The following is a 22,937-nucleotide window of genomic DNA, read 5'->3' on the forward strand; positions in this document are numbered from 1 at the left end:
ACCTCGCGGCCGCCCTGAACGCCATCCACCGTGTCCGGGTTGCGCACTAATTTGGCCGAACTCAGGTCGCGCCAACGACCGTGTAACCCTCTTCCGCGATCAGCCGGTCCAGGGACTCCACGCGGGCCGTGGTGATGCAGTACTGCACAAGGCATTCCTGCTGGGCACCGATCAGGCCAACCTCCCGCTCCAAAACGGGGCGGAGAGCTCGGTACAGCTGTCGGGCACGGGACGCGACGTCCGTCGGCCATTCCGGCTCCCTGAACGGAATGCTCTTGTCGACGAGCGGCTGCCGCTTCGAGGACTCGATATCCGCCTTCGACCGGTGCCCTGGATTACCCCCACGGACAATCGCGAGTTTCGTCTTCGGTGCCATACCCCTCAAGGGTATCTCCTGTGGGTCCAATACCCTATGCCCCAGAGGTGAGGGTCCGTGCGAAACCCTAGCAGCGCCCGCCCCTGCACACCCGAGTCGCCCCCTCCCCCCTACCCTTTAAGGAGGTTCATCGGCTTATGGATCGACCTCTCCCACCCAATCCGCGTATATGCGCTGCGACATAGGCGGATACACTCGTTTAGATCGTCATGATCTGATTGCTTAGCATTTCTGGGGTTATCTATTAACTTAGCGACGACAATCCACACTTGCCTTAGTTCATGGCCAAGGGCGTCCCCAACTGAAACTTGCGCAGCTTCATAAGCCGAAGCAAGATTCTGTGCAAAGCCAGAAGGCATCCATGTCGGCTGTAGTGTCGCCATGTTGGCGCGTGAGTGGACTTCTGCCTCGCGGGCGAGTGCTAAGAATTGGATGAGCCGCTCTGACTCCTGCGCCTTCCTAGCGTCCTTCGCCTTGCTAGCCTCTTGGCTGCTCGCCGCTTCGAGCTCGGCGTTCCGCACGGCCAGCTCCTGGTCGCGTATCTCTCGACGTTCGCGGGCCTCGCGCTCGCTGCTGTCCTTGTTCTGCTTGTAGAGCAGCCACGCCGGCACAATGCCAACCAGCGCCGGGAGCACGACCTTGACCACGTCTAGCCACATGCTGGGGACACTACCCGGTCCGTGCAACGCGCACATGCGTCCGCACGCGCCTGTCAGACACCGGCGTCCGAGTTGCCGGATCCGCGCCCAGGTTACTGGCTCCCGGTCGCGTCGCCCGCCTTTGAGTACACCCTCGCGAGTTCTGCCCTGAGTTCGGCGCGACGTTCGTCTACCCACGCTGGGCTATTTGAGTGTTCCTCGCTGGGATCCACGCGCATCTCGGGCATAGGGCCTTCGCCATCCCAGACACTCAGGCGGTTTGCGTACGCAATGAGTCGCATGTAATATTTGCCAGCGACTAGCGTAGCCACCTCTCCTCGTTTTCGGTCGTCCGGAAACTCGTCGCGAAGAGATGCTGAGATCCTTGACACAGTCATCAGATCTCCAAACCAGAGCCACAAGACCGAAAATTGATCTAAAGAAAGCATCTGATTGCCCTGCAGCGTCAAGGGAAAATACGCGGACGTCAATTCCGACTCACTCAATTCGTGCTCATGGTAAGCGGTTGGATTGAGGCGGTTGGTCAACTGCAAGATGCTCAAGCTTAGTGCGTGAGCCCTCTCGGCTGAGTCTGCTGCAACCCGTGCTGCACTATCCATTCGAAAGGCAGTTTCCTGGAGTTCATGGTCTTTCGCCCAGGAGGCCTCCTGGAGTTCACGATCTTTTGCCCATGATGCTTCCAACAGCTCCCTATCGCTTCGTAGCTGCTTCCGGAGGAATATCCACGCCAGAAGAATGGCGAGCAGCTGTAGCGCAAGCGGCACCCCGGTATCGGCCACCCACTCCGACGACGTGATCCGGTCCCACACCCGCTGCCAGTCCATGGCGCCACAGAATAGCAAACCGCCCGGAGCAGGTGGTTCTAAGCCTGCTCCGGGCGGCGAAACTTCCGCGCAACCTTCAATTGGCGATTTGTGGGATTGGTTACCCTATTTGTCGGCGACAAGCGCCACCCCTATTCGGGGCAACGCGAAGGCTACTCGCTATTTCCGTAACAGCCGCACGCCGCGCCGCCAGGACCCGTAGGCTTCCTCTTGCTTGATTGGAACGCAAGCGCTCACCCGCCCCGATAGCTCCTACGCTTTCTATCGGGGCGGGGTTTACTCGTTTGTTGGGCCAAGCCACTCGAAGCGCATGCGCTCTAGTTTCGCTGCAGGGGAGCGCTTTCCAGCGCCACCGGGCGATACCCAGATACGCTCCAACCCCCACGAGAGGACGCGCCGCTTGGCCGTCTCGTCCTCGGCGGCTGCCCACGCTTCCGCGTAGCTGTCCCCCATAGGCGTCTCCACGACGTGCACTGTCGCTGTGCGGGCCGCGCGGCGGAGCTCCCGCAGGCGGGCCAGCTGCTCGTTGAGCCGCGCTACCTCGTCGTCGTTGTCCGCTTGGGCAAGCTCCGCGCCGACCTCCTGCATGCGGTGCTGGATCTCGGCCACCGAGCCCGCGTCGCGGACCTCCTCGACGCGGCTAAACGGCATATCATCGCCCTTGGCGCGCAGAAACTCCTGCACCACAACGTCTTCCATGTTGCTGATGACCTGGTGGCACTTCTTGCAGTAGTACCCCGCCCGCCCCTGGACGGTGCCACGCCACATACGCTGGTCGCCACAGCGGGCACACCACAGCAGCCCGGCGAGCAGCCCGCTTGTCTTGGATTTCGTTGCCCTGGGCCGCGATTGCGGCGACACGCGGTGATCTAGCCGGTGCTGCAGCCGTCGCCACTCCCCGAGCGGGAGAACCGCTACCGACTCATCGATCACCGGGAGCCCATTCTCGTCGCGGAGGACACCGGAGCCGCGCTGCCGTTTCTTGTTGCCAGGGTTGTATGGCGTCATACCGGCGAGCGCTGGATGCCGAAGCACCCGCTCGACGGTTGTGTGGCCCCAGCGCTCCTTCCCTGTCGGGGACGGGATGCCCTCTGCTGCAAGCCACCTGGACACCCCGTAGATCGTCTCCCCGCCGAGTACCCGCTCCGCCATCCCGCAGACGGCCACGGACTCCTGGGGATGCTGCGCGAGGACGTAGCCCGCCCCGTCGGGGTTCCGGACCGACTGAAAGCCATACGGGACGGTCCCACCGGGGACTCGGCCATTTCGCTGCAGGTAGCGGCGAGCCGCTGCGACGCGAGCCGAGATACCCGCTGCCTCCAGCTCTGCGAAGACGGCCAGCATTGTCGCGAACGCGCGACCCTGCGGGGTCGTCATGTCGACCGGGTCGGCGACTGCCACGATGCCCGCATCTCGTTCCTGCAGAGCGGCATCCGCATTCAGGAAGTCGAGGACGCGACGCGCCAGCCGGTCGACCTTCCAGATCACGACAGCGTCGTACGGCTCGGACGCGGCGAGGAGCGCGCGCCACCCCGCCCGGTCGGTCGGCTTGTTGTGGGTGGCGCTGACACCGTCGTCGGTGAACGTCCCGACAACGGTCCAGCCGCGCGCGGCGGCATACTGTTGCGCGCTCTCCAGCTGCCGCGCGATAGAGACGCTCTCGTCGCTGGTCTGGCTGAGCCGCGCGTAGATAACGACACGCTTAGACATGGGTTACTCCTAACATGGGGGTGACCCCCGGCTGCTACGAACAGCCGGGGGTCTTAGTTCTTGACTGGGGTAAGAGTTATCCGTAACGAGCTATCCACTCGCTCCACACGGACCTGGATCGCGACACCGCCGCGTAGCGGAACGGTTACCCCGCGCTGCGCTACAGCCGCCTTGGCTAGCTCGGTGGCGCGGCTCATGGGGACCAGCTCCCGCTAGCCAGGCTGGCGACCGCAACGACCGGGGCGGGGGGCTCCGGCCCGGTCGTTGCGGTCGCCAGCCTGGCTAGCGGGCTGTGGAGCGGTGCCACAACCGTGACAACCGACCCGTCGGCGAGCGTGAGCGTGTACTCGTCAACCCAAACCGTTGGGGCGATCACCGGCTGTACCAGCTTTCGGGCGTGTCGCCAGCGTCCGCCGCGTCCCGTGCGTGCCGGCAGCAGTCGCCACACAGGTAGCTTGTGTCCGGTCCCGGGATCGTCCCGTCGAGCCGATACGCGGCCACCGGATCGGGGCACAGGTCGCAGGGGGTAGCGCCGGGCCACCGCCGGACGACGAGGACGGTCTGCAGGTCGTGCAGGTGGACCAGGTACGCGGGCTCCCCGAGCAGCCGGACCGTGTCGCCCGGCTCGATCAACGGCTCGCCGTAGCTGCCGGTGTTGCTGTCCACGTGCCGGGCGCAGAACGTCCACGTGTCGGTGCTGTCCGGCCGGATGACGAGGACGGCAGCGGGCTGCCAGCAGACACCGCAGATAGGCGCGCTCATGCCGAGACCAGCTCGGTGGCGACACGGACGAACGTGAGGAGGGCATCGCGCTGCATGTCGTCGGCCAAGTTGCTCGCAACGGACGTGGAGCGCGACAGCGACGAGCCGTAACCCGTGGCGAGCAGCTGCTTCGTCGCGTCCTCCAGGACGGACTGGAGCGCGTCCAGTGGGCCGACCTCGTTGCGGAGCGCTTCCGCCTTGACGGCCGACCACAGGTTGCCGAGCTCGAGCGTGTAGACCCGCTTCGCGGCTGCCTCGATCACGCGGTAGGCGTTGAACCGCTGCGTGGGGTCGTCGGCCATGGCCCGCTCGACGTAGGCGTTGGCTTTCGCGGTCCAGTCGGTCTTCAGCTCGTCCAGGACGCGTCCTTCGGCGTAGGCGCGGACGTTGAGATCCCGCCACCGCTTGATCAGGTCGGCGTAGTCGCGCTCGAAGTCGCCCTTGGCGACTGCCTCGACGAGTTCGCCCTTGCCACCGGAAACGGCAGCGTTGCGCCCAGCCAGGACCTGGCGGAGCTCGCTGACCGTCTGCTTGGCGCGGTCGGCGCGATAGGCACCCATGGCGGTTTCGCGGGTTGTTTCGTACTCAGCTTTGAGAGCCTTGGCGGCATCCTGAGCGGGGGTGGTGAGTTGCATGTCGGTTCCTCTCGGGCGGGAGCCGGTCCCTCCGGCTTCCCTGCGTCGAACGTTTGTTCGAACACAAGAGGAAAGCTACTCCCAAAATACTTGTTAGCGAGCTGGCCGTACGCAGGCCGGCAAAACCACGCTCTTGAACTGTCTGGCCGCTGCCGTGCCGCCGCGCGAGCGCATCGTCACCGTCGAAGAGGTCTTCGAACTGAAGATCCCGCAGCGCGATGTCGCGGCGATGCAATGCCGTCAGCCCAGCCTCGAAGCGTCGGGAAGGGCGGACCCTTCGCAACATCGCTGACGTTCTCAACGACGAGCAGGTGCCGACCGGGCAGGGCGCGGCAGCGTGGCGGGCGAACGCCGTAAGCAGCGTCTTGGCACGCACTCAGGGCTAGCACACGGGCACGGACCCTCGACCTTGCCGCAGATTGCGACACTCTAGGTCAAGTGGCGGAAGTTCCTACTGGTTCCCTTTCGGGCGGATGCCGAAACAGACTCATACCGGTGTTTGTGCAGGTCAGAGGCAGTAAAGCCAACCTTCTGCGGTCACCCTAAGGCGATGCGTGTCGCATCTGGCAGACAAGATGCGTTTGCTACGACGCGCGTCCGCCGGTAACACTGCTTGCGCGGGAGGGGGTCATGTGCTTACGCTTCATCTAGGCCCGAAGGTCGGGCTCAAGATCGAAACTCCGGCATCTGCCAGAAAGGAGGTCCCCGTGAGCGACGAGGTCGCCCCCTACGAGGAGAGCATGACAGTGACCACCGACAGCGCGAAGTACACGGGGCCCACCCCGCCGTACATCGCGCTCACGACGTTTCAGTCGATGTTGGACAAGCTGAGGGAGCACGGTGTCCCGCCCGTGTTCGATGGGTCGTACTTCGGGAACATCAGCGGGTCGACCATCGCTCTGCACCGAGCCACGTTCAAAGCGTTCGGTCTCATGGACGATGAGAAGGCACCCACGCCGCTCATGCGTGAGTTGGCGCAGGCCGACGACGAGCGGCGCAAGGAGATGCTTACGGGGATCGGGCGGGAGATGTATGCCGACTGCATCGCGCTAGCGGAGCAGCGGGGCACGACGAACCAGTTGGCAGACCTCTTCCGCGCCAAGGGCATCACGGGCGCGACGGTCCAGAAGGCCATCTCGTTCTACCTGTCCTTCGCGGAGTACGCGGGGTACCCGACTAGTCCATTCTTCAAGAAGGGGCGGATCACGAACTCTGGCGGCAATGGCTCCACTGCTCGGCGCGCTCGGAAGAAGGCGACGGCCCCCACCGTCGTGACCCCTGCACCGGTGGCCGTCCACCAACCGACGACCGGCAGGACGGTGGAGGAGGAGCAGAAGGCCAAGTACATCGACCTGCTCATGAAGTTGGCGGCGCCCACCGAGGGCGGCGGCGACATCAACGCGGACATCCTGGACCGCATCGAGCGGATGCTGAACGTCGAGGTCCCCAAGCCGGCGTCCACCCAACAGGCGAGGGAGGACGACTAGAACTTGCTCGACCGGGGTCGACGGCGTCCAAACCCGTTGACCTGATGGGGTCCAAACCCAGAGAACCGGGCGGGAAGTTGGGTGGCTAGCCACCCAGCGCTCACGAGGACCGTCAGCGTCAGTCTGTGAGAGGGCAGGCGCTGGCGGTTCTCACTTGTCTACACCATCGTAGCCAAGGCGTGGCGGTGCTGGCTCCCCCTGCCGCGATCCGTGAGGATGGCGGGCATGGCGAAGGCGAAGCTAGACCCGACCAAGGACAAGCTGTTCTACGGGGACAACCTCGAGGTCATGCGGCAGCACATCGCTGACGAGTCGGTCGATCTGGTCTACCTCGACCCGCCGTTCAACTCGAACCGCGGCTACAACGTCATCTTCAACCGTCACGACACACGGCAGATGGACGACACAGCGCAGATCCAAGCGTTCGATGACACGTGGCACTGGACTCCGGTCACGGATCAGCAGTACCTAGACGCGATCAACGGCGGGCTACCGGCGAAGGTCTCGGACGCGCTGGTCGCCATGCACACACTGTTGGGCGAGAACGACGCGATGGCGTACCTGGTGAACATGGCCCCGCGTCTGGTCGAACTGCACCGGGTCCTCAAGGACACGGGCTCCCTGTACTTGCACTGTGACCCGACGATGAGCCACTACCTCAAGGTCATCCTTGACGCGATCTTCGGCGCGGAGAACTTCGAGAACGAGGTCATCTGGAATCGGTCAGCAGTGAAAGGGGACGCCAAGAACCGATTTGGCCGGAATCATGACGTGCTGCTGTTCTACAGCAAGTCGGCCAGTGGCACGTTTCACCGAACGACGACTCCGCACGGTGACAGTTACCGAGAGAGGTTCCGCCGCGACGATGGCGATGGCCGCGGTCCCTATAGAGATGGACCGCTGGACTCGCCCAATCCGAGGCCGAATCTCACGTACGAATACAAGGGGTACGAGCCGCCAAAGAACGGATGGCGCGTGAGTCGCACTGAGATGGAGCGGCTCGACGCGGACGGTCGATTGATCTTTCCCGCAAGCAAGAAGGCGCGCATCGCACGCAAGCTGTACCTCTCCGAGCAGCCAGGCGTTCCCCTTGGTGACACATGGACGGACATCCCGCCGCTCAACTCTCAGGCAGCAGAGCGCCTCGGCTATCCCACCCAGAAGCCGCTAGCGCTACTTGAACGCATCATCGAAGCCAGCAGCAACCCGGGCGACGTTGTCCTAGATCCGTTCTGCGGCTGCGGAACGACAGTGGACGCGGCGCAGAAGTTGGGGCGCAAGTGGATCGGAATCGACGTCACCTACATTGCGGTGGACTTGATCGACAAGCGGTTGCGGCACACCTACGGCGACTCGATCCGCGCGACGTACGACATTCACGGCATCCCGCGCGACCTTGGTGCGGCACAAGCGTTGTTCGATCACTCGCCGTTCGACTTCGAGCGGTGGGCGGTGTCGATGGTCAACGCGCAACCGAACCAGAAGCAGGTAGGGGACAAGGGAATCGACGGCGTTGCTCGTTTCCCTTTGGATGCCAAGGGCAACGTCGGGAAGGTCCTCGTCTCAGTCAAGGGCGGCAAGTCGGTGGGACCCACTGCCGTTCGCGACCTCATCGGCACGCTGAACAGCCAGAAGGCCGAGATGGGCGTCCTCATCGTCTTGAACCCAGCGTCCAAGGGGGTCATCGACGCGGTCAACCACGGCGGCAACTACACCCACCCAGCGAACAGCCAGACCTTCCCGAAGGTTCAGGTCATCACGGTTGAGGAGCTGCTGGCGGGCAAGCGTCCCCAGATGCCAACGACGATCCTTCCGTACATCGCGGCTACCAAGGCGAAGGCTCAGGTCTCGACCGACACCCTGTTTGACTGAGCAAGCAGGGCGTCCACGTCCTCCACGGTTAGGACGGTCTCCTCTGCCCGTCGCACGAGAGCGGCGAAGAGTTCTTCACCACCACGATTGCGGGCAAGCATGGTGTGGGACTTGCACAGTCCACGCGTGTAGTGGACCCGACCGCAGCCAGTGACGTTGCAGCGCGGGGCGAGGGACGCACGCTCGCGGACGACGGGATCACCTGTCACGGGGAAGATCGTCACCGTGTCCGGGCCAACCTCAACGCGGGCGAGGACACCACGGAGTGCGGCTGTCTCGTCTGGAGTCCAACCAGTCTCCAGACCACGACGAACTGCGTCAGGATCGGTGTCGGGTTGGGCCATGGCAGCGGCGGCGACCTTCACAGCAGAGTCGGCGTCTGCGAGTTTGGCGTCCAGCGTCTTACGGGCGCGCTGGTACACAACGGGTGCCATATCCCCTAGCGCTTTCGATACCTCAAGGTTGGCCAGACCATCAGCGATCTTGTCGCGTGCCGCGACGGCTGCCTGGTAGGCCATCGCGGCAGCGTTGGCCGTCTGTCCCGACTCCAACCCAGCGAGCGCGTCCAGTTGGTCGAGGTGACCGCCGAGCCACATACCCACGGCGTCCTCTACGTACCGCCGGAGGATCGTTACCCCAGGACACGACGCCGGGTTGCCGCGGTGGCCGGTGCAGAGGGCAGAGGACGCGTCGCGGGTAAAGGAGTCGACGTAGAGCGAACTCCCGCAGTGTGCGCACTTGACGAGGCCGGCGAGCCACCAGCGGGCGGATGCGCCGGAGGACTTGCGGGCCATACGAGAGCGGTCACCACGCTCAGCGCGGTAGGCCATCCAGTCCGCCTCGGAGATGAGCGGGTCATGCGCACCGCGAAGGTGGCGGAACTCGTCCTCACGAGAAATGAACCCAGCAGCGAAGCCAGATTCCATGAAGCGGGAGAGGGTTCGAACTGTCCACGGTCCACCGGAACCGGCGACGTGCCAACCAGATTCGTTGAGCCACGTCACGAGCGGGGTGAATCCTTCACCTCGGGTGTAACGGCGGTACAGGTCGCGGACGACCTCACCTTCTGCCGTGTCCACCACGTACGTGCCGTCGACCACGCGATAACCGAAACGGGGCGATGAGGTCTTGGGAAGTCCAGCGGCGAGGCGACGTTCGTGGACTCGGTGCCAGTTCTCACGGACGCGTTTCGAGTGGGCAACGTCCAACAAGGTGTTGATCCCGTAGGTGATGTACCCCGTGTACGTGCTGCGGTCAACGCGTCCACCGTCGGCGACCGCGTGCCAGTCCACGCGAAGCGCGTCAAGGAAGTCGAGCAGTTCGGCGCGCTGACGTTCCTCACGTGACAGGCGACTGGTCCAGAGCGTGACGAGGACGTCCGCTGATTCCATGGCAGTCAGCGCGGCGTCAAGGCCGGGTCTCTTGTGTCGATCAAGCAATCCGGAACGACCGTCGTCGGTGAACTCACCAACGATCTCCCAGCCATGATCCACGGCGTACGCACGGCAGCGGTCGAGCTGATCCGACACAGAGGACGACTGCTCTTCAGTTCGATCGTTCTTCAGACTCTTACGTGCATAGAGAACCGCCCGTTGTCGTCCATTCGTCATTCGGCGATTGTATATTGGACATGGTAACTTCATGGTCGCGGCTAGCCGTCGCCGCCCCGTGGATCGTCCTGGCAATGATGTGCACGCGGCCCGAGGCCGTGCAGTCGTATGCTTCCGCGACCGGCACGATGGTGCTAGCTGGCGGGGCAGGGTGCACGCTCATCGCCTACCGTCTGATGTTGCGGATCGCGAGACTGCCCGAGGAGGACCGGGTGCTCGGATGAACCCCGTCTTTGAGCTCGGCCCGGGACGCTGGGGTGCCCTTGTCGGGGTGACCCTCGCCGCCGGGATCCTCCTCATCGCGCGGCATGCCGTCGCGCGCCGGCGACCGACCTTGCAGGCGCGCGTGGCGCCATACCTCGTGGACACGGTCGGGTTCACACGTCTCCGGCAGCGCGAGGTCATCCATCCCGCGGGTGTCGTGGCTGTGCTCGGTCGGCCCCTGGTCCGTGATGGAGCGCGCTTCGTCGAACGGGTGCTGGGTGGGGCGGAGTCGGTGCGCGCCCGCCTGGTTCGGGCGGGGCGGGCACCCGATGTCGAACGCTTCCGGGCCGAGCAAGTGATCGCCGGGGCCGTGGGCGCGGTTCTCGGCGGAGTCTTCGGCGTTTTCCTGGTGCTGTCGGGAAACTCTGGGGTCTTCCTCCTCATATGGCTCGTCGCCCTGGGCGGGGCGATTGGCGTAGTGGCCTGGGATCAATGGCTTAGCCACCAGGCGAACGCGCGGGAAGCCCGGATGCTGGCCGAATTCCCCACTGTCGCAGAGCTTCTCGCGCTTGCTGTCGGCGCGGGCGAGGGCGCCGTCGGCGCGCTGGAGCGGGTATGCCGACTCTCTCAAGGGGAGTTGGCGACCGAACTCGGCCGCTGCCTAGCGGATGCGCGGGCCGGCGCGAACCTCCCCCGCGCGCTGGGCGGGCTGGCCGAACGCACCGGTTTGACCTCGCTGAGCCGCTTCGTCGACGGCGTGGTCATCGCGGTCGAACGCGGCACACCGCTCGCCGATGTCCTGCGCGCTCAGGCGCAGGACGTGCGCGAAGAGGGTCGCCGCGACCTGATGGAGAAGGGTGGCAAGAAGGAGATCGCGATGATGGTTCCAGTGGTCTTCCTGGTGCTTCCCGTCACCATCCTCTTCGCGGTCTATCCCGGCTTTGACTTCTTGAATTTCTCTATGTGACAACCCATTCGCCCGCAGGGGCGACAACGAAAGGAACACCATGTCGCAACAACTCATCAAGGCCCACGTCCTGCTGAGCGACACCATCCGCCGCGCGCTGCGCGACCGGGATGGCGAACGTGGGGACGTGCCCGGTTGGGTCCTCATCACCTTGATGACCGCCGGTTTGGTCGCGGTCATCTGGGGCGCCGCCCAGGGCCGGCTCCAAGAGATCTTCGACGACGCGCTCCGCGACGTCGGCCCGAGCGGCAACTGAGCAACGCGGCGATGACTGCCCGCCGGCGGCGGGCCGAGACATCACGTCAGCGCGAGGAGGGGGCGGCCGTGGCGGACTTCGCCCTCGTGGCGGGGCTGTTGATGTTCGTCTTCGCCGCCGTCTTCCAGCTCGGGCTCACCCTGCATATCCGCAACACCTTGATTTCGTGCGCGGCCGAAGGTGCGCGCATGGGTGCCCGGGTGGACGCCTCCCCGGGGGATGCGGTCCAGCGCACGACGTCGCTGATCAACTCGGCCATCTCGCCGCGCTTCAGTCAGGACGTCCGCGCGTCCCTGGAGTCCGTCGATGGCGTCAGTGTCGTGGTCGTGCGGGTCTCGGCCCCGTTGCCGCTGATCGGCCCATTCGGCCCTGATCACGAGTTGACGGTGACTGGGCGCGCCTTCGAGGAGGCTCAATGAGCCGGGCGTCCCGTCGGGATGCGGGGGTCGGCGCCGAGGACGGCTCGGCCGTCGTCGAGTTCGTCTTCCTCGCCGTGCTGCTCCTGGTCCCACTGATCTATTTGACGATGATGATCGCGCGCGTCCAGGCCGGGTCGTATGCCGTGGCACAAGCGGCTCGGGAGGCCGGCCGCGCCTTTGTCACGGCCGAGTCGGATCAGAGTGCGTCCGGTCGGGCCCAAGCAGCCGCGCGAATCGCGTTCGAGGACCAGGGGTTTCCAGGAGGCGATGGGACCGTGGCTATCGCCTGCGCCGCATCGCCCTGCCTCACGCCGGACGCCACGGTGACCTTCACGGCCACCGTGACCGTCCCACTGCCGCTGATCCCCTCCTTCGCTCGGGACGTCATACCCCTGGAGATCCCGGTGACCAGCGTGCATGCACTCACCATCGACCGCTTCCGGGAAGGTCTCGGATGATCCTTTGGCAGCCCACACATCAGACGAGTCGTCGGCATTCTCTGCGCCCCGGTCAGGACGATGGCAGCATCAGCCTGCTCATCCTCGGCCTGTGCGTGATCGCCCTGACCCTGATCCTCGGGATCATCACCGTCACCACCGTGCACCTGGCGCGGATCCGACTGCTTGACGCTGCCGATGCGGCGGCTCTAAACGCCGCAGACGCCATCGACTCGCGCGTATATACGGACGGCGTCGGCAGCGCCGTTCCGTTGACCGATGACTCGGTGTGGCTGGCCGCATCCGATTCGCTCGCCTCGCGGTCGATGCCCGACCGCGTCCGGTCGTGGAGTCTCGCGCCGGGCACGGGCTCTCCCGATGGCGAGACGGCGGTAGTTGTGGTCACCGGAACGGCCGAATTGCCCATTCTGAGCCGGGCCGTGGAATTCATCGGCAGCAGCATCACCCTGACCGTCGAGTCGCGCGCCCGCGCAACCGTCGCGGGCTAGCGAGCCTCACGACGGCGGCGGGTCGCCGCGAGGGCGTCCGCTCGCGGGGGCACCGAGGTGTCGCGCCCGACCAGCCCGACTGCGGCAATAGCGAGGTCGCGCAGTCCGTATGCCGTGACCGCCGGCTTGGCCCAGGCGTGCTCGCCGATCCGGTGGTCGGCCGCCCGAGTCAGACGACGTGCCAGGTCTGGATCCTGTCGACGCAGGTACCACCGAGCACGAAGTGCATGCAGCGGATTGGACACGATCGTCACGGTTGCCGCGTCCTGCATCAGTGGTCGGGAGTTGAGCACATTCTCCCAGGTGCTCAGCGAATCCTCCTCCAGGACAATGGTTCCCGGGTCAAGGCCCCGCTCTGCGAGGTAGCGGCCGATCAGCGCCGCCTCGCTCAGGCCGTCCCCGCGCGCTCCCCCGCTGACGATGATGCGCACCGAACCATGGCTCGGGAGCGACCGCAGCGCCACTTCAGCCCGCCACCGGTTGACTGCATTAATCCGCGCCGGGTCAGGATTGTGGAACCCCAGGACAAGCAGGACGTGCGGGCCGGGGTGGGGCACGACATACCTCGGGATCAGCAGCCGCGAGGCGCACGCCTCGATCGACTCACTCGCCGCCCACACCCCGAGAGCGGCGCCGGCGAGCCGGCGCACGGCATACCCACCCCCCACGGCGACGACGAGATCAGGCGAGTGACTCGGCGAGCGCGGCGAGCCGGTCGAGAGAGGCCATCAACTTTTCCGGGGTCATGGCTCGGGCGCGGCCCAGTCGGTTCGGGTCGTTCAGGTCGGTCCAGTCATAGGTGTGGATGACGCGCGCCGAGTCGTCATCGATCGGCTCCACCTCCCATCGCCACAGGTGGCCCGGCTGCGGCGCCCCGACTTCCGAGGGCCGCCAGGCGATGCGGCGGCCTTCCTCGAACTCCACGATGTGGTTCTCACGGTCCTGCGCGAGGTGGATCGTCATAACGAAGACATCTCCAACCTGCCGGACCCGCTGGCCGGGGGCCGCGGTGACGAGATTGTCATTGCCATCCCAGCGCGGCTGCTCCGCGGGATCGGCGATCAACTCGAAGATCGTCGCCGCAGGGGCCCGGATGACGCGTGCGGCGGACGCGACTTTCGGCTCGGACACGGCGGTCTCGGACTCAGTCATGCCGCCATACAACCGCAGCATCCAGCCGTCGGGGAAGGGCGCCATCATGCGGAATCAGGTGACGGGGAGGGGCGGCGGCTCCTACCGTGTCGTCATGGAGCGCACCTTGATCGATCGCCTCTCTGCCGTGTCCTCGACCAGCCTGGCCGATGCCGCGCCCGCCCTCGTCGTTCTCCCGACGAGCCTGCGTCCGGTCGTGCCGGGGCGCAAGTTCGCGGGGCGCGCCGTGACCGTGCGCGCCGAGCGCGACCTGATGGGCGCGATCGCGGGGTTGGCAGCCGCGGAGGCCGGGGATGTCTTGGTGATCGATGCAGGTGGCGACGATCGAGCGGTGGCTGGCGAACTGTTCAGCACCGAGGCGCAGCGGCGCGGGCTCGCGGCCTTCGTCGTCTTCGGCCGGTGCCGCGACAGCGCCATCCTGGCGACGCTGGACCTGCCGATCTATTGCACCGGCTTCGCGCCCAATGCGTATGCCGCACAAGCCGTTCCACAGGTTGGGGTGTCGCTCGATCTCGCGGGAGCCGGTGTTGAGCCGGGTGATCTGCTGATGGGTGATGATGACGGCATTGTCTGCGGATCCGTCGAGGCGATGGCCGCGGCGATCGACAAAGCCGAGGAAATTCAAGCCCGTGAGGAGGGATTGCAGCGCGCTATCGCCGATGGGCAGTCGATCTTCGAGCACATGAATTGGGACGAGCACCTGGCGGCGCGGACGGCTGGTCGGCCCAGCGCATTGAGTCTGGCATGACGGCCTTCGCCGCCCGGGCCGCCCTGGTCCAGCCATCTCCGATCCGCGAGTTTCTTTCTCTGGCAACCAATCCCGAGATCATCTCGTTCGGTGGGGGATATCCGGACGCGAGCCTGTTCCCGATGGCGCAGTTGCGGGCGATCTATGCCGACCTGCTGACTCCGGCGAATGCGCAGGCGCTGCAGTACACCGCCTCCGACGGCCTGCCGCGGTTGCGCGCTCAGGTCGCCGAGCGCCTGACGCGCGATGGTATGCCGTGTGGACCCGACGACATCCTCATCACCCAGGGCGGGCAGCAGGGTCTCGATCTGGTGGCCAAGCTCTTCGTCGATCGAGGCGATGTCATCGTCACCGAGGACCCGACCTTCATCGGCGCCTTGATCGCCTTCAACCCGTGCGAGCCGGCTTATGCCAGCGTCCCGATGGACGAGGACGGCCTGGATGTCGATGCGCTTGCGGAGATCCTGCGGACGACGCCGCAGGTCAAGCTGATCTACACAGTCCCGGACTTCCAGAACCCGACCGGTCGCACCCTCAGCCTCGAGCGCCGGCAGCGGCTCGTCGAGCTGGCGGAGGAGTTTGACGTGATGATTCTGGAGGATACGCCGTACCGCGAATTGCGTTATGAGGGAACGCGATTGCCCACGATCAAGAGCTTCGACACCACCGGGCGGGTGATCCACCTCGGCAGCTTCTCGAAGATCCTCGCCCCCGGGCTCCGACTCGGCTGGGTGCTCGCGACCCCGGAAATCCGGGAAAAGCTGGCACTGCTCAAACTCGCTGCCGACACCCAGAACGGGACCCTCAACATGCGGGCCGCGTCGGCCTATCTCGACGCGCACGATATCGACGCGCACATCGCGGGGATGCTGCCGGCCTACCGCCGCAAACGCGACCTGATGCTCGCAACCCTGTCCGAGGCAATGCCCGACGGCGTGACGTGGACGCGGCCGGAGGGCGGCCTGTTCACCTGGGTGACCTTCCCGGACGGCTTCGATTCCGCCGCCTTCCAGCGCGACCTGCTGATCCCTCGCGCGGGCGTCCTCATCGTGCCGGGTGCCACCTTCTTCGCCGTGGGACATCGACCCAATCACGCGCGGTTGAGCTACTCGGGGGTGCCCGATGACCGACTCGTGGCCGGCGTGCGCGCACTGGGCGCCTTGGTCCGCGAAGCGCTCGGCTGAGAACCCGCAGTCACCAGCCCGCTCGCGTGAGCGGAAACACGGCCAGGACCCTGCTGGCACTCACGCGAACGGATCAGCAGGCGATGAGACAGAGCCAGGCGAAGCCGAGAATGCCGCGGTAACCGCGCAGGTATGCCGCCCGCTGCCCCCGCAACGCGCCCGCCACCTCCGCCCGGCGCGGGTCATTGACCGGCAGGCACGCGACTTCGTCAACCAGTCGTGCCGCGAAGCCCGACTCGAACTCGTCCCACTCCTCCAGGCTGGCCTCCCCGAAGTCGGCCACCAGGAAGCCGCTGGCCTCGACCAACTCGAGCAGGTCTGCGAGAGAGAGGTATTCGTCGACAAGGCCGGCCAACGGGGCGATCGCCTGGGGCGTTGGCGGGGCGGACCAGATCGCCTCCCCATAGACAACGCGGTCGCCCGGTTTCAGAATCGCCCGCATCGCCGTTAGTGCCGCGGTGTAGTCGAGGGGTTGCGCGTCCTCGACCGGCGGCCCCCAGATCTGGCTCGCCCCGACGACGATGAGCGCATCGACCTCCCCCGCGGAGATAGCACGCGCGTCACCCACCTGGAAGACCACCCGCTCCGCGAGGCCGCGCTCCGGGGCCAGGCCCGCCCAAGCTATCGCGCCGACGGCGAGCCGTCATACGCCACTTGTGGCTTGCGCGGCCAGAGCGTGTAGCTGACGGCCCACGCAATCTCGATGGCCAGGATCAGTCCTGACCAGCGGTAGGTCGTTTCCAGGGCAGCGGTCCGGGCAGGGTTGGCGATCCAGGCCGCGAGGAGCCACGTGATCCCCGACGCGATGGCCACCGCGAGCGCGGTCCGACCCACGTCGGCCCAGCACAGGCGCGCGTATGCCGCGCCGTGTGGCTTCTCGGGACGGGGCCCGTCGGCATACCGGTGCGCGAACCGAATGTCCGCCCATCGGATCAGCCTGTGCCCGTAGGCAATCGAGAAACCGAGGTAGAACGCCGCCAGGCTGTGGGCGACGGTTGCGCTCTCTCCTGCTCGGAGGTTGACCGCGGTGGCGATCAGCAGAACCAGGTCGATCAGCGGGACGAGAGCCAAGACGAGGAGGCCAGCGCGCGGCATACGAGCGAGGTAGCGAAGTGCGAGTCCCGAGATGATCGCGACCCAGAACGCGATCTCGCACACGACGATGACGGTGATGATCATCCGTTCTCCCTTGTGAGTACGCCCGTGTTCACAAATAATTTAACACAGTCGTACTAGAATGGCGTCGTGCCCAGGTTGATCGATCATCAAGCCCGCGAAGAAGCCATCGTTGAAGCGGCGTGGCGCGTCCTCGTCCGAGATGGCGCAGCGGCAGTGTCGGTGCGCAATGTCGCTGCCGAGGCCGGACTGGCCACCGCGTCGCTCCGGCGGGCTTTCCCCAGCCAGAGTGACTTGCTCGTCGCCTGCCTCACACTCATGGGCACTCGGGCAGAAGCGCGGATCCGAGCCCTTCGATCCCGACCAGATGCCGTAGCCATGGCCATGGCCCAGCTAGGCGAGACGATGCCGCTCGACGATCAGCGACGGGTCGAGATGGGGGTGTATGTCGTGCTCGGCATCGCCGCGCTGAGTGATCCTGCGTTGCGCGCGGCGCATCAGCGGATCGACGCCGGGATTGAACGCCTCTGCGCCAGCGTGGTCGCGTCGTTGAGCCCCAGCGCGCCGCGGAGCGAGCGATCGCGGGCAACCCGTCACCTGCACGCCCTGCTCGATGGGCTGGCACTTCACCTACTGCACGGAATGTCGCCGAGAGCGGCAACCAACACGCTTCGCGACTACGTGGTCAGCCTGGCCAAAGCGTAGGATCGCCCGCTCGAGCCGGCACACTCGGCAGACCTACTCTCAGGGCCGTGGTCCGTGAGTCGTCAAGCGCGCGCTGGACGCCGTGGCGCGTGGTGCTGTCGTTCGGCATCGTCAGCCTGCTCGCGGACATGGTCTATGAGGGCGCCCGCTCGATGTATGGGCCGTTGCTCGCCTCGCTCGGGGCGAGCGCGTTCGTCGTTGGGCTGGTCACCGGGGCGGGTGAGGCCATGGCGCTCGTGCTCCGGCTGGCTACGGGGCCGATGGCGGATCGCCGCGGCGCGCACTGGTCCTTCACGATCGTCGGCTACGGCCTCACCGCGATCTGCGTTCCCTTGCTTGCCGTCGCACCGCACCTCGGGGCGGCCGGTCTTGCGTTCGCGGCGCTGATGATCCTCGCCGAGCGCGCGGGGAAGGCCGTGCGCTCACCCTCCAAGAGCGCGCTCCTGGCCGACGCGGCACGAGAGGTGGGGCTGGGGCGGGGCTTCGGCATACACAAGGCGCTTGACCAGGTCGGCGCCTTCGCCGGTCCCCTGCTCGTCGCGGCGATCGCCGCTGCGGCGGGCACGATCTGGGCGGCGCCCGCCTGGCTGGCGGTGCCCGGAGCACTGGCGATGGGGCTGTTGCTCGTCATATGTCGTGCGGTGCCGGCATTGGGACGAGCGCCTGGTGAGGAGCCAGCGACGACCTGGTGGGCCGGTGTGGTCGGGGGCGGGCTGCCGCCGGTCTTCTTTCGGTATGCCGTGGCCGCCTCCCTGACCACGGGCGGGCTCGTGACTTTCGGGATCATCGGCTATCACCTGGTCACCACGCTCGGCCTGACGGCCGCTCAAACCGCCCTCGTGTATGCCGCGGCCATGCTCGTCGAGGCGCTCGTCGCGCTGCTGGTCGGCTGGGTCTATGACCGCCGCGGGAACGCGGTGCTGTATGCCGTGCCCCTCCTCGTCGCCCTCGTCCCACCCCTCGCTCTCGGTGGGTCGTTGCCGCTCGCGCTCGCCGGGGTCGCGGTGTGGGGGGCGGCGTTTGGCGTGCAGGATTCGACGATCAAGGCGCTGGTCGCCGCGCTCGTCCCGCCCGGCCGGTTGGCCTCCGCGTATGGCGTGTTCGCCGCCATTCAGGGCGCGATGGCAATCGTCGGCGGCGGCCTGGCGGCCTTCTGCTCGACCACTCGCTCCCGGCCCTAGTCGGGGTGGTCGCGGTCAGCCAGGTCGCCGCCGCGTGGCTCCTGCATACTGCCATCCGCTTGGCACGCGTCGCTCCCCAGCGGCTGAGCTAGCTGACGGCATCCTCAGTCGAGCGGGAGCAAACCGCGGCGCGCAAGATCACGAAGGTGGGTGATGCTCACCCGTCCATGGATCAAACAAAGTCACTCCCGTGAGGAGAAAGTCCTTGGTATTGCGTGTCACGCAGACCGATACTCTGGATCGGCAGATCGCCGCGATCTGCGCATCCGCAGTCGCAATGGGCAGGCCAGCCCCGTCGCGCGCGGCAAGGATATCGGCGTAGTGCGACGCCGCTGCCTCGTCGAAGGAGATGACTGCGCCGGCCCGGCGATAGGGCCGGATCGCGGTTTCCACGCGAAAGGTGAGTTCTGATTTTCGGGCGCCGTCCGGCAGACGACGAAGTCCGGCCAAGAGCTCCGCGAGCGTAATTGCGGTGATCGCGACGTCATCATTCAGTGACTCCAACCACGAGACGACCCGCATGTCCGGATGAGGTTTGAGCACCTCGGACACAACATTGGTGTCCAGGACGATCACGAGAAGTCCACGGCCCTGGCCGCGTCGGCGCGCGCAGGAACCGGAAGCTGATCGACACCTCCAACAGCCTGTCCAGCGTGCAGGATGGCGAGGGCGATGTTTTGGCGTGTCGCCGCCTCAGTCAAGATGTCGCGCACCTCGGCCTCCATGGAGCGGCCGTGCTGCTTGGCCTGAGCTGCGAGCCGAAGCTTGACAGCCTCGTCAAGGCCGCGAACCACAATCGACGCCATGACCACCACCCCCGAGAAGTGTTTGATTACAACGATGCTATCAAAGGCACGAGGATTGGGTCAGACGATCCTCAACGTCTCGACTGCTTGGCGTGTGACCAGCCAGGCTGTCACGGCCATGCGGCATCCATGACGTTGGGGTCCGCGAGGTCGACGAACAGATCTGCTGCTCGTGCCCAGTCCGCGCTGGTCACTGGCACCTGAGGGCGCGCACCCGCCGTGCCTTCCAATTTCCGTCGTAGGAACTCGTTTCGCGACAGGCCCAAGGTTGCTGATTCAGCATCGATGCGAGCGATGGCCTCGTCACTGAGTCCTCGAATGAGCACATTCGGCATATCGCACCTCCGATGCCAGATATCGCGATAGCCATCGTGGTACGAGAACTACCACCAGCGGTCTGGACCTGGTCATCCAGTGACTGGCGGACACGGGCCTCGTAGACGATGACGCCGCCGAGCAGTTTCGGCTCCGCAAACCTCCTGCGCGCTGGCGCCCTGCCGCCGTCACCGCAGCGTGAACCCTTCCATACGCGCGAGCCGCTTCGCCCCCGAAGGGAATCGGCTCGAAGGCCGCCTCGGCCCGTTGTAGCCGATCTTGTCGGCGAGCGCGCTCCGCCAAGTCCGGCGTGGCGGCCAGAGCGGCCGCCAACTCCGCCATGGTGATGGCGCTGACGGCCCTCGTGTGCTGGGACCTGGACCGTCTCACCCGTCAGCCCCGCCAACTGGAGGATTGGATCGACCGGGCGAAGTCGCGAGGGTTGCTGGTCGTCACCGCGAATGGGGAGGCCGACCTGTCCACCGACGCGGGCATCCTGTTCGCGGGCATCAAGTTGCAGGTTGCTCGGTCCGAGGTTCGGCGCAAGTCGGCTCGACAGCGTCGAGCACAGCAACAGCGCGCCGAGTTGGGCCGACCTGCCAAGGGCGTCCGGCTGACCGGGTACACGATCAACGGCAACCTCATCGAAGACGAAGCCGCCGTGGTGCGCGGGGTGTTCGATCGCTTCCTCGCTGGCGACACGCTCAAGGCCATCGCTCGCGGCCTCCAGGATGCGAGCGTTCCCACGCGCCGAGGTGGCAAGTGGAATCCCTCCTCCGTATCGAGCATCCTGCGGAACGCGCGCTACGCCGGGCGTTCCGTCTACAAGGGTCAGGACGTGGGCGCGGCAACATGGCCCGCCATAGTCCAGGAGGCTCAGTTCGCAGCCGTCCAGGCGCGGCTGAATGACCCGCGCCGGACCGTGAACCGACAGGACACCGCCCGGAAGCACGTCGGTTCCGGCGTCTATCGCTGCGATTGCGGGTTGCCCGTACGCTCGTCGTCCGGGTTGGGTGCCGGTCTGCATCGGTACACCTGCCGCGAGGCGTGTTTCTACCGCTCCGGCACGCCCGTGGATGATTACGTTCTCAGGGTCATCCGGGGAAGGCTCGCACGGCCCGACCTTGCCGACCTGTTGGTGAAGCCCGCAGACGAGGCAGCGCTCAAGGAGTTGCGCGACGAGCGAAACGACCTGGACCACCGACTGTCGGTCATCGAGTCCGACTACGACGAGGGGCTCATCGACGGGCGGCGTTACGCGACAGCGGTCGAGAAGGCCCGTGCTCGAATCGTCGAGGTGCAGCGACGTCAGGCAGCCCTCGTCTCCCGAGGCAGCACCGCCACGGTGCATGGAGCACCCGATCCTGTGGCCGCGCTCGACGCCGCCCCCTTAGCAATCCGTCAGCGACTGATCGATGCTTTGGCAGTCATCACCCTCCACAAGGGCGTCCATGGGTCGCGCGCGTTCCGTCCCGAATCGGTGACCATCGACTGGCGTTCCGCTTAGTCGTCACTCTCAGCGAAGAGGGTGACAGGCCCGGATGCCGGTCTGATGCTCAGCAGGGTGTGCTGGCGTACCATCCGGCCGTCCGGGCGTTCTTGGAGAGCCACGCGAACGTCCACATCCACGAGGTCGTGCACCTTCCATCGGGTCAGTTCCTCAGGCGGCAACTCGGCGATATCGAGTCGTATGGTCTCTTCGCCTAGGTGCAGGACCCATTTCTGACGATCGCTGATGGTGCCCAGTGTTCCAGTCACCGTCTCGACCGTGGCGTTGAGGCCCCTTCCCTCGACAACCTCCGCTATGAACCTCGCCTCGGACGGAGTGACAACGGCGCGACGGGTTGGAGCTGTGGGCTCTCGCCACGAGGCGTCCAGCGTGACGTTCGTTGCCTCGATGGCGCGGGCAAGTCCGTCGATTGCGCTGCCGACCCGGGGACCCAGGTCACTCAACTGGCCACTGATCGCATCGACCATGGCGGGCGTCCCCGTGGTTGCCGACGCCAGCAGTTCCACAAGCGCCTCAACGGCACGATCAGCGAGTGGTCGTGGGGCGATCTTTTCCGCGAGCGTTGTCTGACCATGCGGCTCCACCTCAAGTAGGGGCGATTGCTTCGGCTCCACATGGAAGACGACCGATCCGGGGCTCGGTGACGCGGTCAACACGAGCGTCGTCCGAAGGGTGATATCCGTGGGGATGCGACCCCTAGCGGCACGCACTTCCTCCAACGCCGCACCGGTTGCAGTGACAGCCTTCTGCCACGCACTAGACAACAGGGCTATGTCCGCAAGGTCCGCCGAGTGACCGACAACCCCCACTCCCGTGAACCTCAGGAATCCGGCAGAGCGCAATACCCGCGCCGTCCCTTCCTGCTGGCGAACCATAGCCTCTTGACTCAACCGCGTCAGGTCGCCCGGCTGCCATCCCTGGGGCACTGGCCGGTCGCCCACTTTGTCCAGGTACGACTGAACGTCCACCTCAGGCAGCGCAACGGCCCGCCGGTCATCGGTAGCCATCGATCGTCACCTCCAGGAAGCCTCGCCGTGGCAGGGACTCTGTACGCGGATCCGGGTCGCGGTAACGGACCCAGAGGTCATCCCAGTATCCCCGCTGTTGGTAGTACGCGGGAGGGGCGCTTCCGGCCGCTCCTGACGCCGGGCACCACTCGAGAACGAAGGAATCCACGTTCAGGTTGAACGCTGACTTGACGCCATTGCGCGCGATGACATCCAGCACACGCGCCCGGCCCGCGTCGGCCATCGCCGCCTGGACGTCGTCCACATCGACAATGTACAGACAATCGATGTCCCCGGGAACAGGCTTGTCCGTGAGGAAACTGCCAGACAGCCATGCCGCTGGCACGCGACCCACAACCGCCTTGAGCAGGCTCGTCAACTGGAGCCAGTCGGACCACAACTTCTGCCGCACGGGGTCCGAGCAATGATCAGAACCTGTGGATGGCCTTCGGCGGGGTGGCGTGAGGGAGCGCACCTTCCCGAGGA

General features: G+C 65.9%; 29 protein-coding genes and 1 pseudogene. 14 read left to right on the forward strand and 16 right to left on the reverse strand.

The window, feature by feature from the left end; genetic code table 11:
- Positions 1-61 precede the first annotated feature (61 nt).
- From ABD225_RS02355 to ABD225_RS02380, 6 genes are all read right to left on the reverse strand, one after another.
- Positions 62-376 (reverse strand): hypothetical protein, encoded by a 315-nt coding sequence (locus tag ABD225_RS02355; protein WP_344080704.1) that lies wholly within the window; start codon positions 374-376, stop codon positions 62-64.
- A 110-nt stretch (positions 377-486) separates the two neighbouring features.
- Positions 487-1,035 (reverse strand): hypothetical protein, encoded by a 549-nt coding sequence (locus tag ABD225_RS02360; protein ID WP_344080707.1) that lies wholly within the window; start codon positions 1,033-1,035, stop codon positions 487-489.
- Between the two features lie 92 nt (positions 1,036-1,127).
- A complete protein-coding gene (locus tag ABD225_RS02365; protein ID WP_344080710.1) occupies positions 1,128-1,859 on the reverse strand; it encodes a hypothetical protein in 732 nt (243 codons plus the stop codon).
- 276 nt (positions 1,860-2,135) lie between these two features.
- A complete protein-coding gene (locus ABD225_RS02370; RefSeq protein WP_344080713.1) occupies positions 2,136-3,569 on the reverse strand; it encodes a recombinase family protein in 1,434 nt (477 codons plus the stop codon).
- A 372-nt stretch (positions 3,570-3,941) separates the two neighbouring features.
- Positions 3,942-4,331 carry a hypothetical protein gene (locus tag ABD225_RS02375; RefSeq protein ID WP_344080716.1) on the reverse strand — a complete coding sequence of 130 codons (390 nt, stop codon included), beginning with the start codon at positions 4,329-4,331 and terminating at the stop codon, positions 3,942-3,944.
- Entirely contained in the window at positions 4,328-4,966 is a 639-nt protein-coding gene (locus tag ABD225_RS02380) for a hypothetical protein (protein ID WP_344080719.1), read from the reverse strand. The genes ABD225_RS02375 and ABD225_RS02380 overlap by 4 nt, the downstream gene beginning before the upstream one ends.
- Positions 4,967-5,066: 100 nt before the next feature.
- On the opposite strand from ABD225_RS02380, the pseudogene ABD225_RS02385 reads away from it, so the two are divergent.
- The 3 genes and pseudogenes from ABD225_RS02385 to ABD225_RS02395 form a co-directional block, all read left to right on the forward strand.
- Positions 5,067-5,231, forward strand: a pseudogene (locus ABD225_RS02385) (CpaF family protein); the annotation flags it as partial.
- 442 nt (positions 5,232-5,673) lie between these two features.
- Positions 5,674-6,453 (forward strand): hypothetical protein, encoded by a 780-nt coding sequence (locus ABD225_RS02390; RefSeq protein ID WP_344080722.1) that lies wholly within the window; start codon positions 5,674-5,676, stop codon positions 6,451-6,453.
- A 216-nt stretch (positions 6,454-6,669) separates the two neighbouring features.
- Positions 6,670-8,325, forward strand: a complete 1,656-nt coding sequence (locus ABD225_RS02395; protein ID WP_344080725.1) for a DNA methyltransferase — start codon at positions 6,670-6,672, stop codon at positions 8,323-8,325.
- On the opposite strand, the gene ABD225_RS02400 is transcribed toward ABD225_RS02395, so the two are convergent.
- Positions 8,295-9,935, reverse strand: coding sequence for a recombinase family protein (locus tag ABD225_RS02400; RefSeq protein ID WP_344080729.1), 1,641 nt, complete (start codon positions 9,933-9,935; stop codon positions 8,295-8,297). The genes ABD225_RS02395 and ABD225_RS02400 overlap by 31 nt on opposite strands.
- 20 nt (positions 9,936-9,955) lie before the next feature.
- On the opposite strand from ABD225_RS02400, the gene ABD225_RS02405 reads away from it, so the two are divergent.
- Genes ABD225_RS02405 through ABD225_RS02430 form a run of 6 tightly spaced genes read left to right on the forward strand, consistent with a single transcriptional unit; the run spans position 9,956 to position 12,727 of the window.
- On the forward strand, positions 9,956-10,159 hold the full coding sequence (locus ABD225_RS02405; protein WP_344080732.1) for a hypothetical protein: 204 nt from the start codon (positions 9,956-9,958) through the stop codon (positions 10,157-10,159).
- On the forward strand, positions 10,156-11,106 hold the full coding sequence (locus tag ABD225_RS02410; protein WP_344080735.1) for a type II secretion system F family protein: 951 nt from the start codon (positions 10,156-10,158) through the stop codon (positions 11,104-11,106). The genes ABD225_RS02405 and ABD225_RS02410 overlap by 4 nt, the downstream gene beginning before the upstream one ends.
- Before the next feature lie 40 nt (positions 11,107-11,146).
- On the forward strand, positions 11,147-11,362 hold the full coding sequence (locus ABD225_RS02415; RefSeq protein ID WP_344080737.1) for a hypothetical protein: 216 nt from the start codon (positions 11,147-11,149) through the stop codon (positions 11,360-11,362).
- An 11-nt stretch (positions 11,363-11,373) separates the two neighbouring features.
- On the forward strand, positions 11,374-11,781 hold the full coding sequence (locus ABD225_RS02420; protein ID WP_344080740.1) for a TadE family protein: 408 nt from the start codon (positions 11,374-11,376) through the stop codon (positions 11,779-11,781).
- Positions 11,778-12,239, forward strand: a complete 462-nt coding sequence (locus ABD225_RS02425) for a pilus assembly protein (protein WP_344080742.1) — start codon at positions 11,778-11,780, stop codon at positions 12,237-12,239. The genes ABD225_RS02420 and ABD225_RS02425 overlap by 4 nt, the downstream gene beginning before the upstream one ends.
- Complete coding sequence (locus tag ABD225_RS02430; RefSeq protein WP_344080745.1) at positions 12,236-12,727, forward strand: pilus assembly protein TadG-related protein; 492 nt, start codon at positions 12,236-12,238, stop codon at positions 12,725-12,727. The genes ABD225_RS02425 and ABD225_RS02430 overlap by 4 nt, the downstream gene beginning before the upstream one ends.
- Here ABD225_RS02430 and ABD225_RS02435 read toward each other — a convergent pair.
- A complete protein-coding gene (locus tag ABD225_RS02435; protein ID WP_344080748.1) occupies positions 12,724-13,395 on the reverse strand; it encodes a YdcF family protein in 672 nt (223 codons plus the stop codon). The genes ABD225_RS02430 and ABD225_RS02435 overlap by 4 nt on opposite strands.
- Before the next feature lie 13 nt (positions 13,396-13,408).
- The gene (locus ABD225_RS02440; protein WP_344080783.1) at positions 13,409-13,879 is read right to left on the reverse strand and encodes an SRPBCC family protein; all 471 of its coding nucleotides are present in this window, start codon (positions 13,877-13,879) and stop codon (positions 13,409-13,411) included.
- 94 nt (positions 13,880-13,973) lie between these two features.
- Here ABD225_RS02440 and ABD225_RS02445 point away from each other — a divergent pair, with 94 nt between their 5' ends.
- A complete protein-coding gene (locus ABD225_RS02445) occupies positions 13,974-14,627 on the forward strand; it encodes an RraA family protein (protein ID WP_344080751.1) in 654 nt (217 codons plus the stop codon).
- A complete protein-coding gene (locus tag ABD225_RS02450; RefSeq protein WP_344080754.1) occupies positions 14,624-15,811 on the forward strand; it encodes an aminotransferase-like domain-containing protein in 1,188 nt (395 codons plus the stop codon). Before ABD225_RS02445 ends, ABD225_RS02450 begins: the two co-directional genes overlap by 4 nt.
- Positions 15,812-15,884: 73 nt before the next feature.
- Here the strand turns inward: ABD225_RS02450 and ABD225_RS02455 are convergent, their stop codons facing one another.
- Both ABD225_RS02455 and ABD225_RS02460 read right to left on the reverse strand, forming a co-directional pair.
- On the reverse strand, positions 15,885-16,379 hold the full coding sequence (locus ABD225_RS02455) for a hypothetical protein (protein ID WP_344080757.1): 495 nt from the start codon (positions 16,377-16,379) through the stop codon (positions 15,885-15,887).
- Between the two features lie 53 nt (positions 16,380-16,432).
- The gene (locus ABD225_RS02460) at positions 16,433-16,990 is read right to left on the reverse strand and encodes a hypothetical protein (RefSeq protein ID WP_344080760.1); all 558 of its coding nucleotides are present in this window, start codon (positions 16,988-16,990) and stop codon (positions 16,433-16,435) included.
- 66 nt (positions 16,991-17,056) lie between these two features.
- On the opposite strand from ABD225_RS02460, the gene ABD225_RS02465 reads away from it, so the two are divergent.
- Positions 17,057-17,632, forward strand: coding sequence for a TetR/AcrR family transcriptional regulator (locus ABD225_RS02465; protein WP_344080763.1), 576 nt, complete (start codon positions 17,057-17,059; stop codon positions 17,630-17,632).
- Between the two features lie 47 nt (positions 17,633-17,679).
- Positions 17,680-18,813 (forward strand): MFS transporter, encoded by a 1,134-nt coding sequence (locus ABD225_RS02470; protein WP_344080766.1) that lies wholly within the window; start codon positions 17,680-17,682, stop codon positions 18,811-18,813.
- A gap of 138 nt (positions 18,814-18,951) precedes the next feature.
- Here ABD225_RS02470 and ABD225_RS02475 read toward each other — a convergent pair whose 3' ends face one another.
- The 3 genes from ABD225_RS02475 to vapB form a co-directional block, all read right to left on the reverse strand.
- On the reverse strand, positions 18,952-19,389 hold the full coding sequence (locus tag ABD225_RS02475; RefSeq protein ID WP_344080769.1) for a type II toxin-antitoxin system VapC family toxin: 438 nt from the start codon (positions 19,387-19,389) through the stop codon (positions 18,952-18,954).
- Positions 19,386-19,619 (reverse strand): FitA-like ribbon-helix-helix domain-containing protein, encoded by a 234-nt coding sequence (locus tag ABD225_RS02480; protein WP_344080772.1) that lies wholly within the window; start codon positions 19,617-19,619, stop codon positions 19,386-19,388. The genes ABD225_RS02475 and ABD225_RS02480 overlap by 4 nt, the downstream gene beginning before the upstream one ends.
- 110 nt (positions 19,620-19,729) lie before the next feature.
- Positions 19,730-19,954, reverse strand: a complete 225-nt coding sequence (gene vapB / locus ABD225_RS18825) for a type II toxin-antitoxin system VapB family antitoxin (protein ID WP_486348473.1) — start codon at positions 19,952-19,954, stop codon at positions 19,730-19,732.
- Between the two features lie 290 nt (positions 19,955-20,244).
- Between vapB and ABD225_RS02485 the strand changes: the two genes are divergently transcribed.
- The gene (locus ABD225_RS02485; protein WP_344080775.1) at positions 20,245-21,441 is read left to right on the forward strand and encodes a recombinase family protein; all 1,197 of its coding nucleotides are present in this window, start codon (positions 20,245-20,247) and stop codon (positions 21,439-21,441) included.
- On the opposite strand, the gene ABD225_RS02490 is transcribed toward ABD225_RS02485, so the two are convergent.
- Both ABD225_RS02490 and ABD225_RS18655 read right to left on the reverse strand, forming a co-directional pair.
- A complete protein-coding gene (locus ABD225_RS02490; RefSeq protein ID WP_344080777.1) occupies positions 21,438-22,451 on the reverse strand; it encodes a hypothetical protein in 1,014 nt (337 codons plus the stop codon). The genes ABD225_RS02485 and ABD225_RS02490 overlap by 4 nt on opposite strands.
- Positions 22,438-22,926, reverse strand: a complete 489-nt coding sequence (locus tag ABD225_RS18655; RefSeq protein ID WP_425564312.1) for a DUF6932 family protein — start codon at positions 22,924-22,926, stop codon at positions 22,438-22,440. The genes ABD225_RS02490 and ABD225_RS18655 overlap by 14 nt, the downstream gene beginning before the upstream one ends.
- Positions 22,927-22,937: the final 11 nt, after the last annotated feature.

The sequence above is a fragment of the Nostocoides veronense genome (assembly GCF_039531185.1).
In the GTDB taxonomy this organism is placed as follows: domain Bacteria; phylum Actinomycetota; class Actinomycetes; order Actinomycetales; family Dermatophilaceae; genus Nostocoides_A; species Nostocoides_A veronense.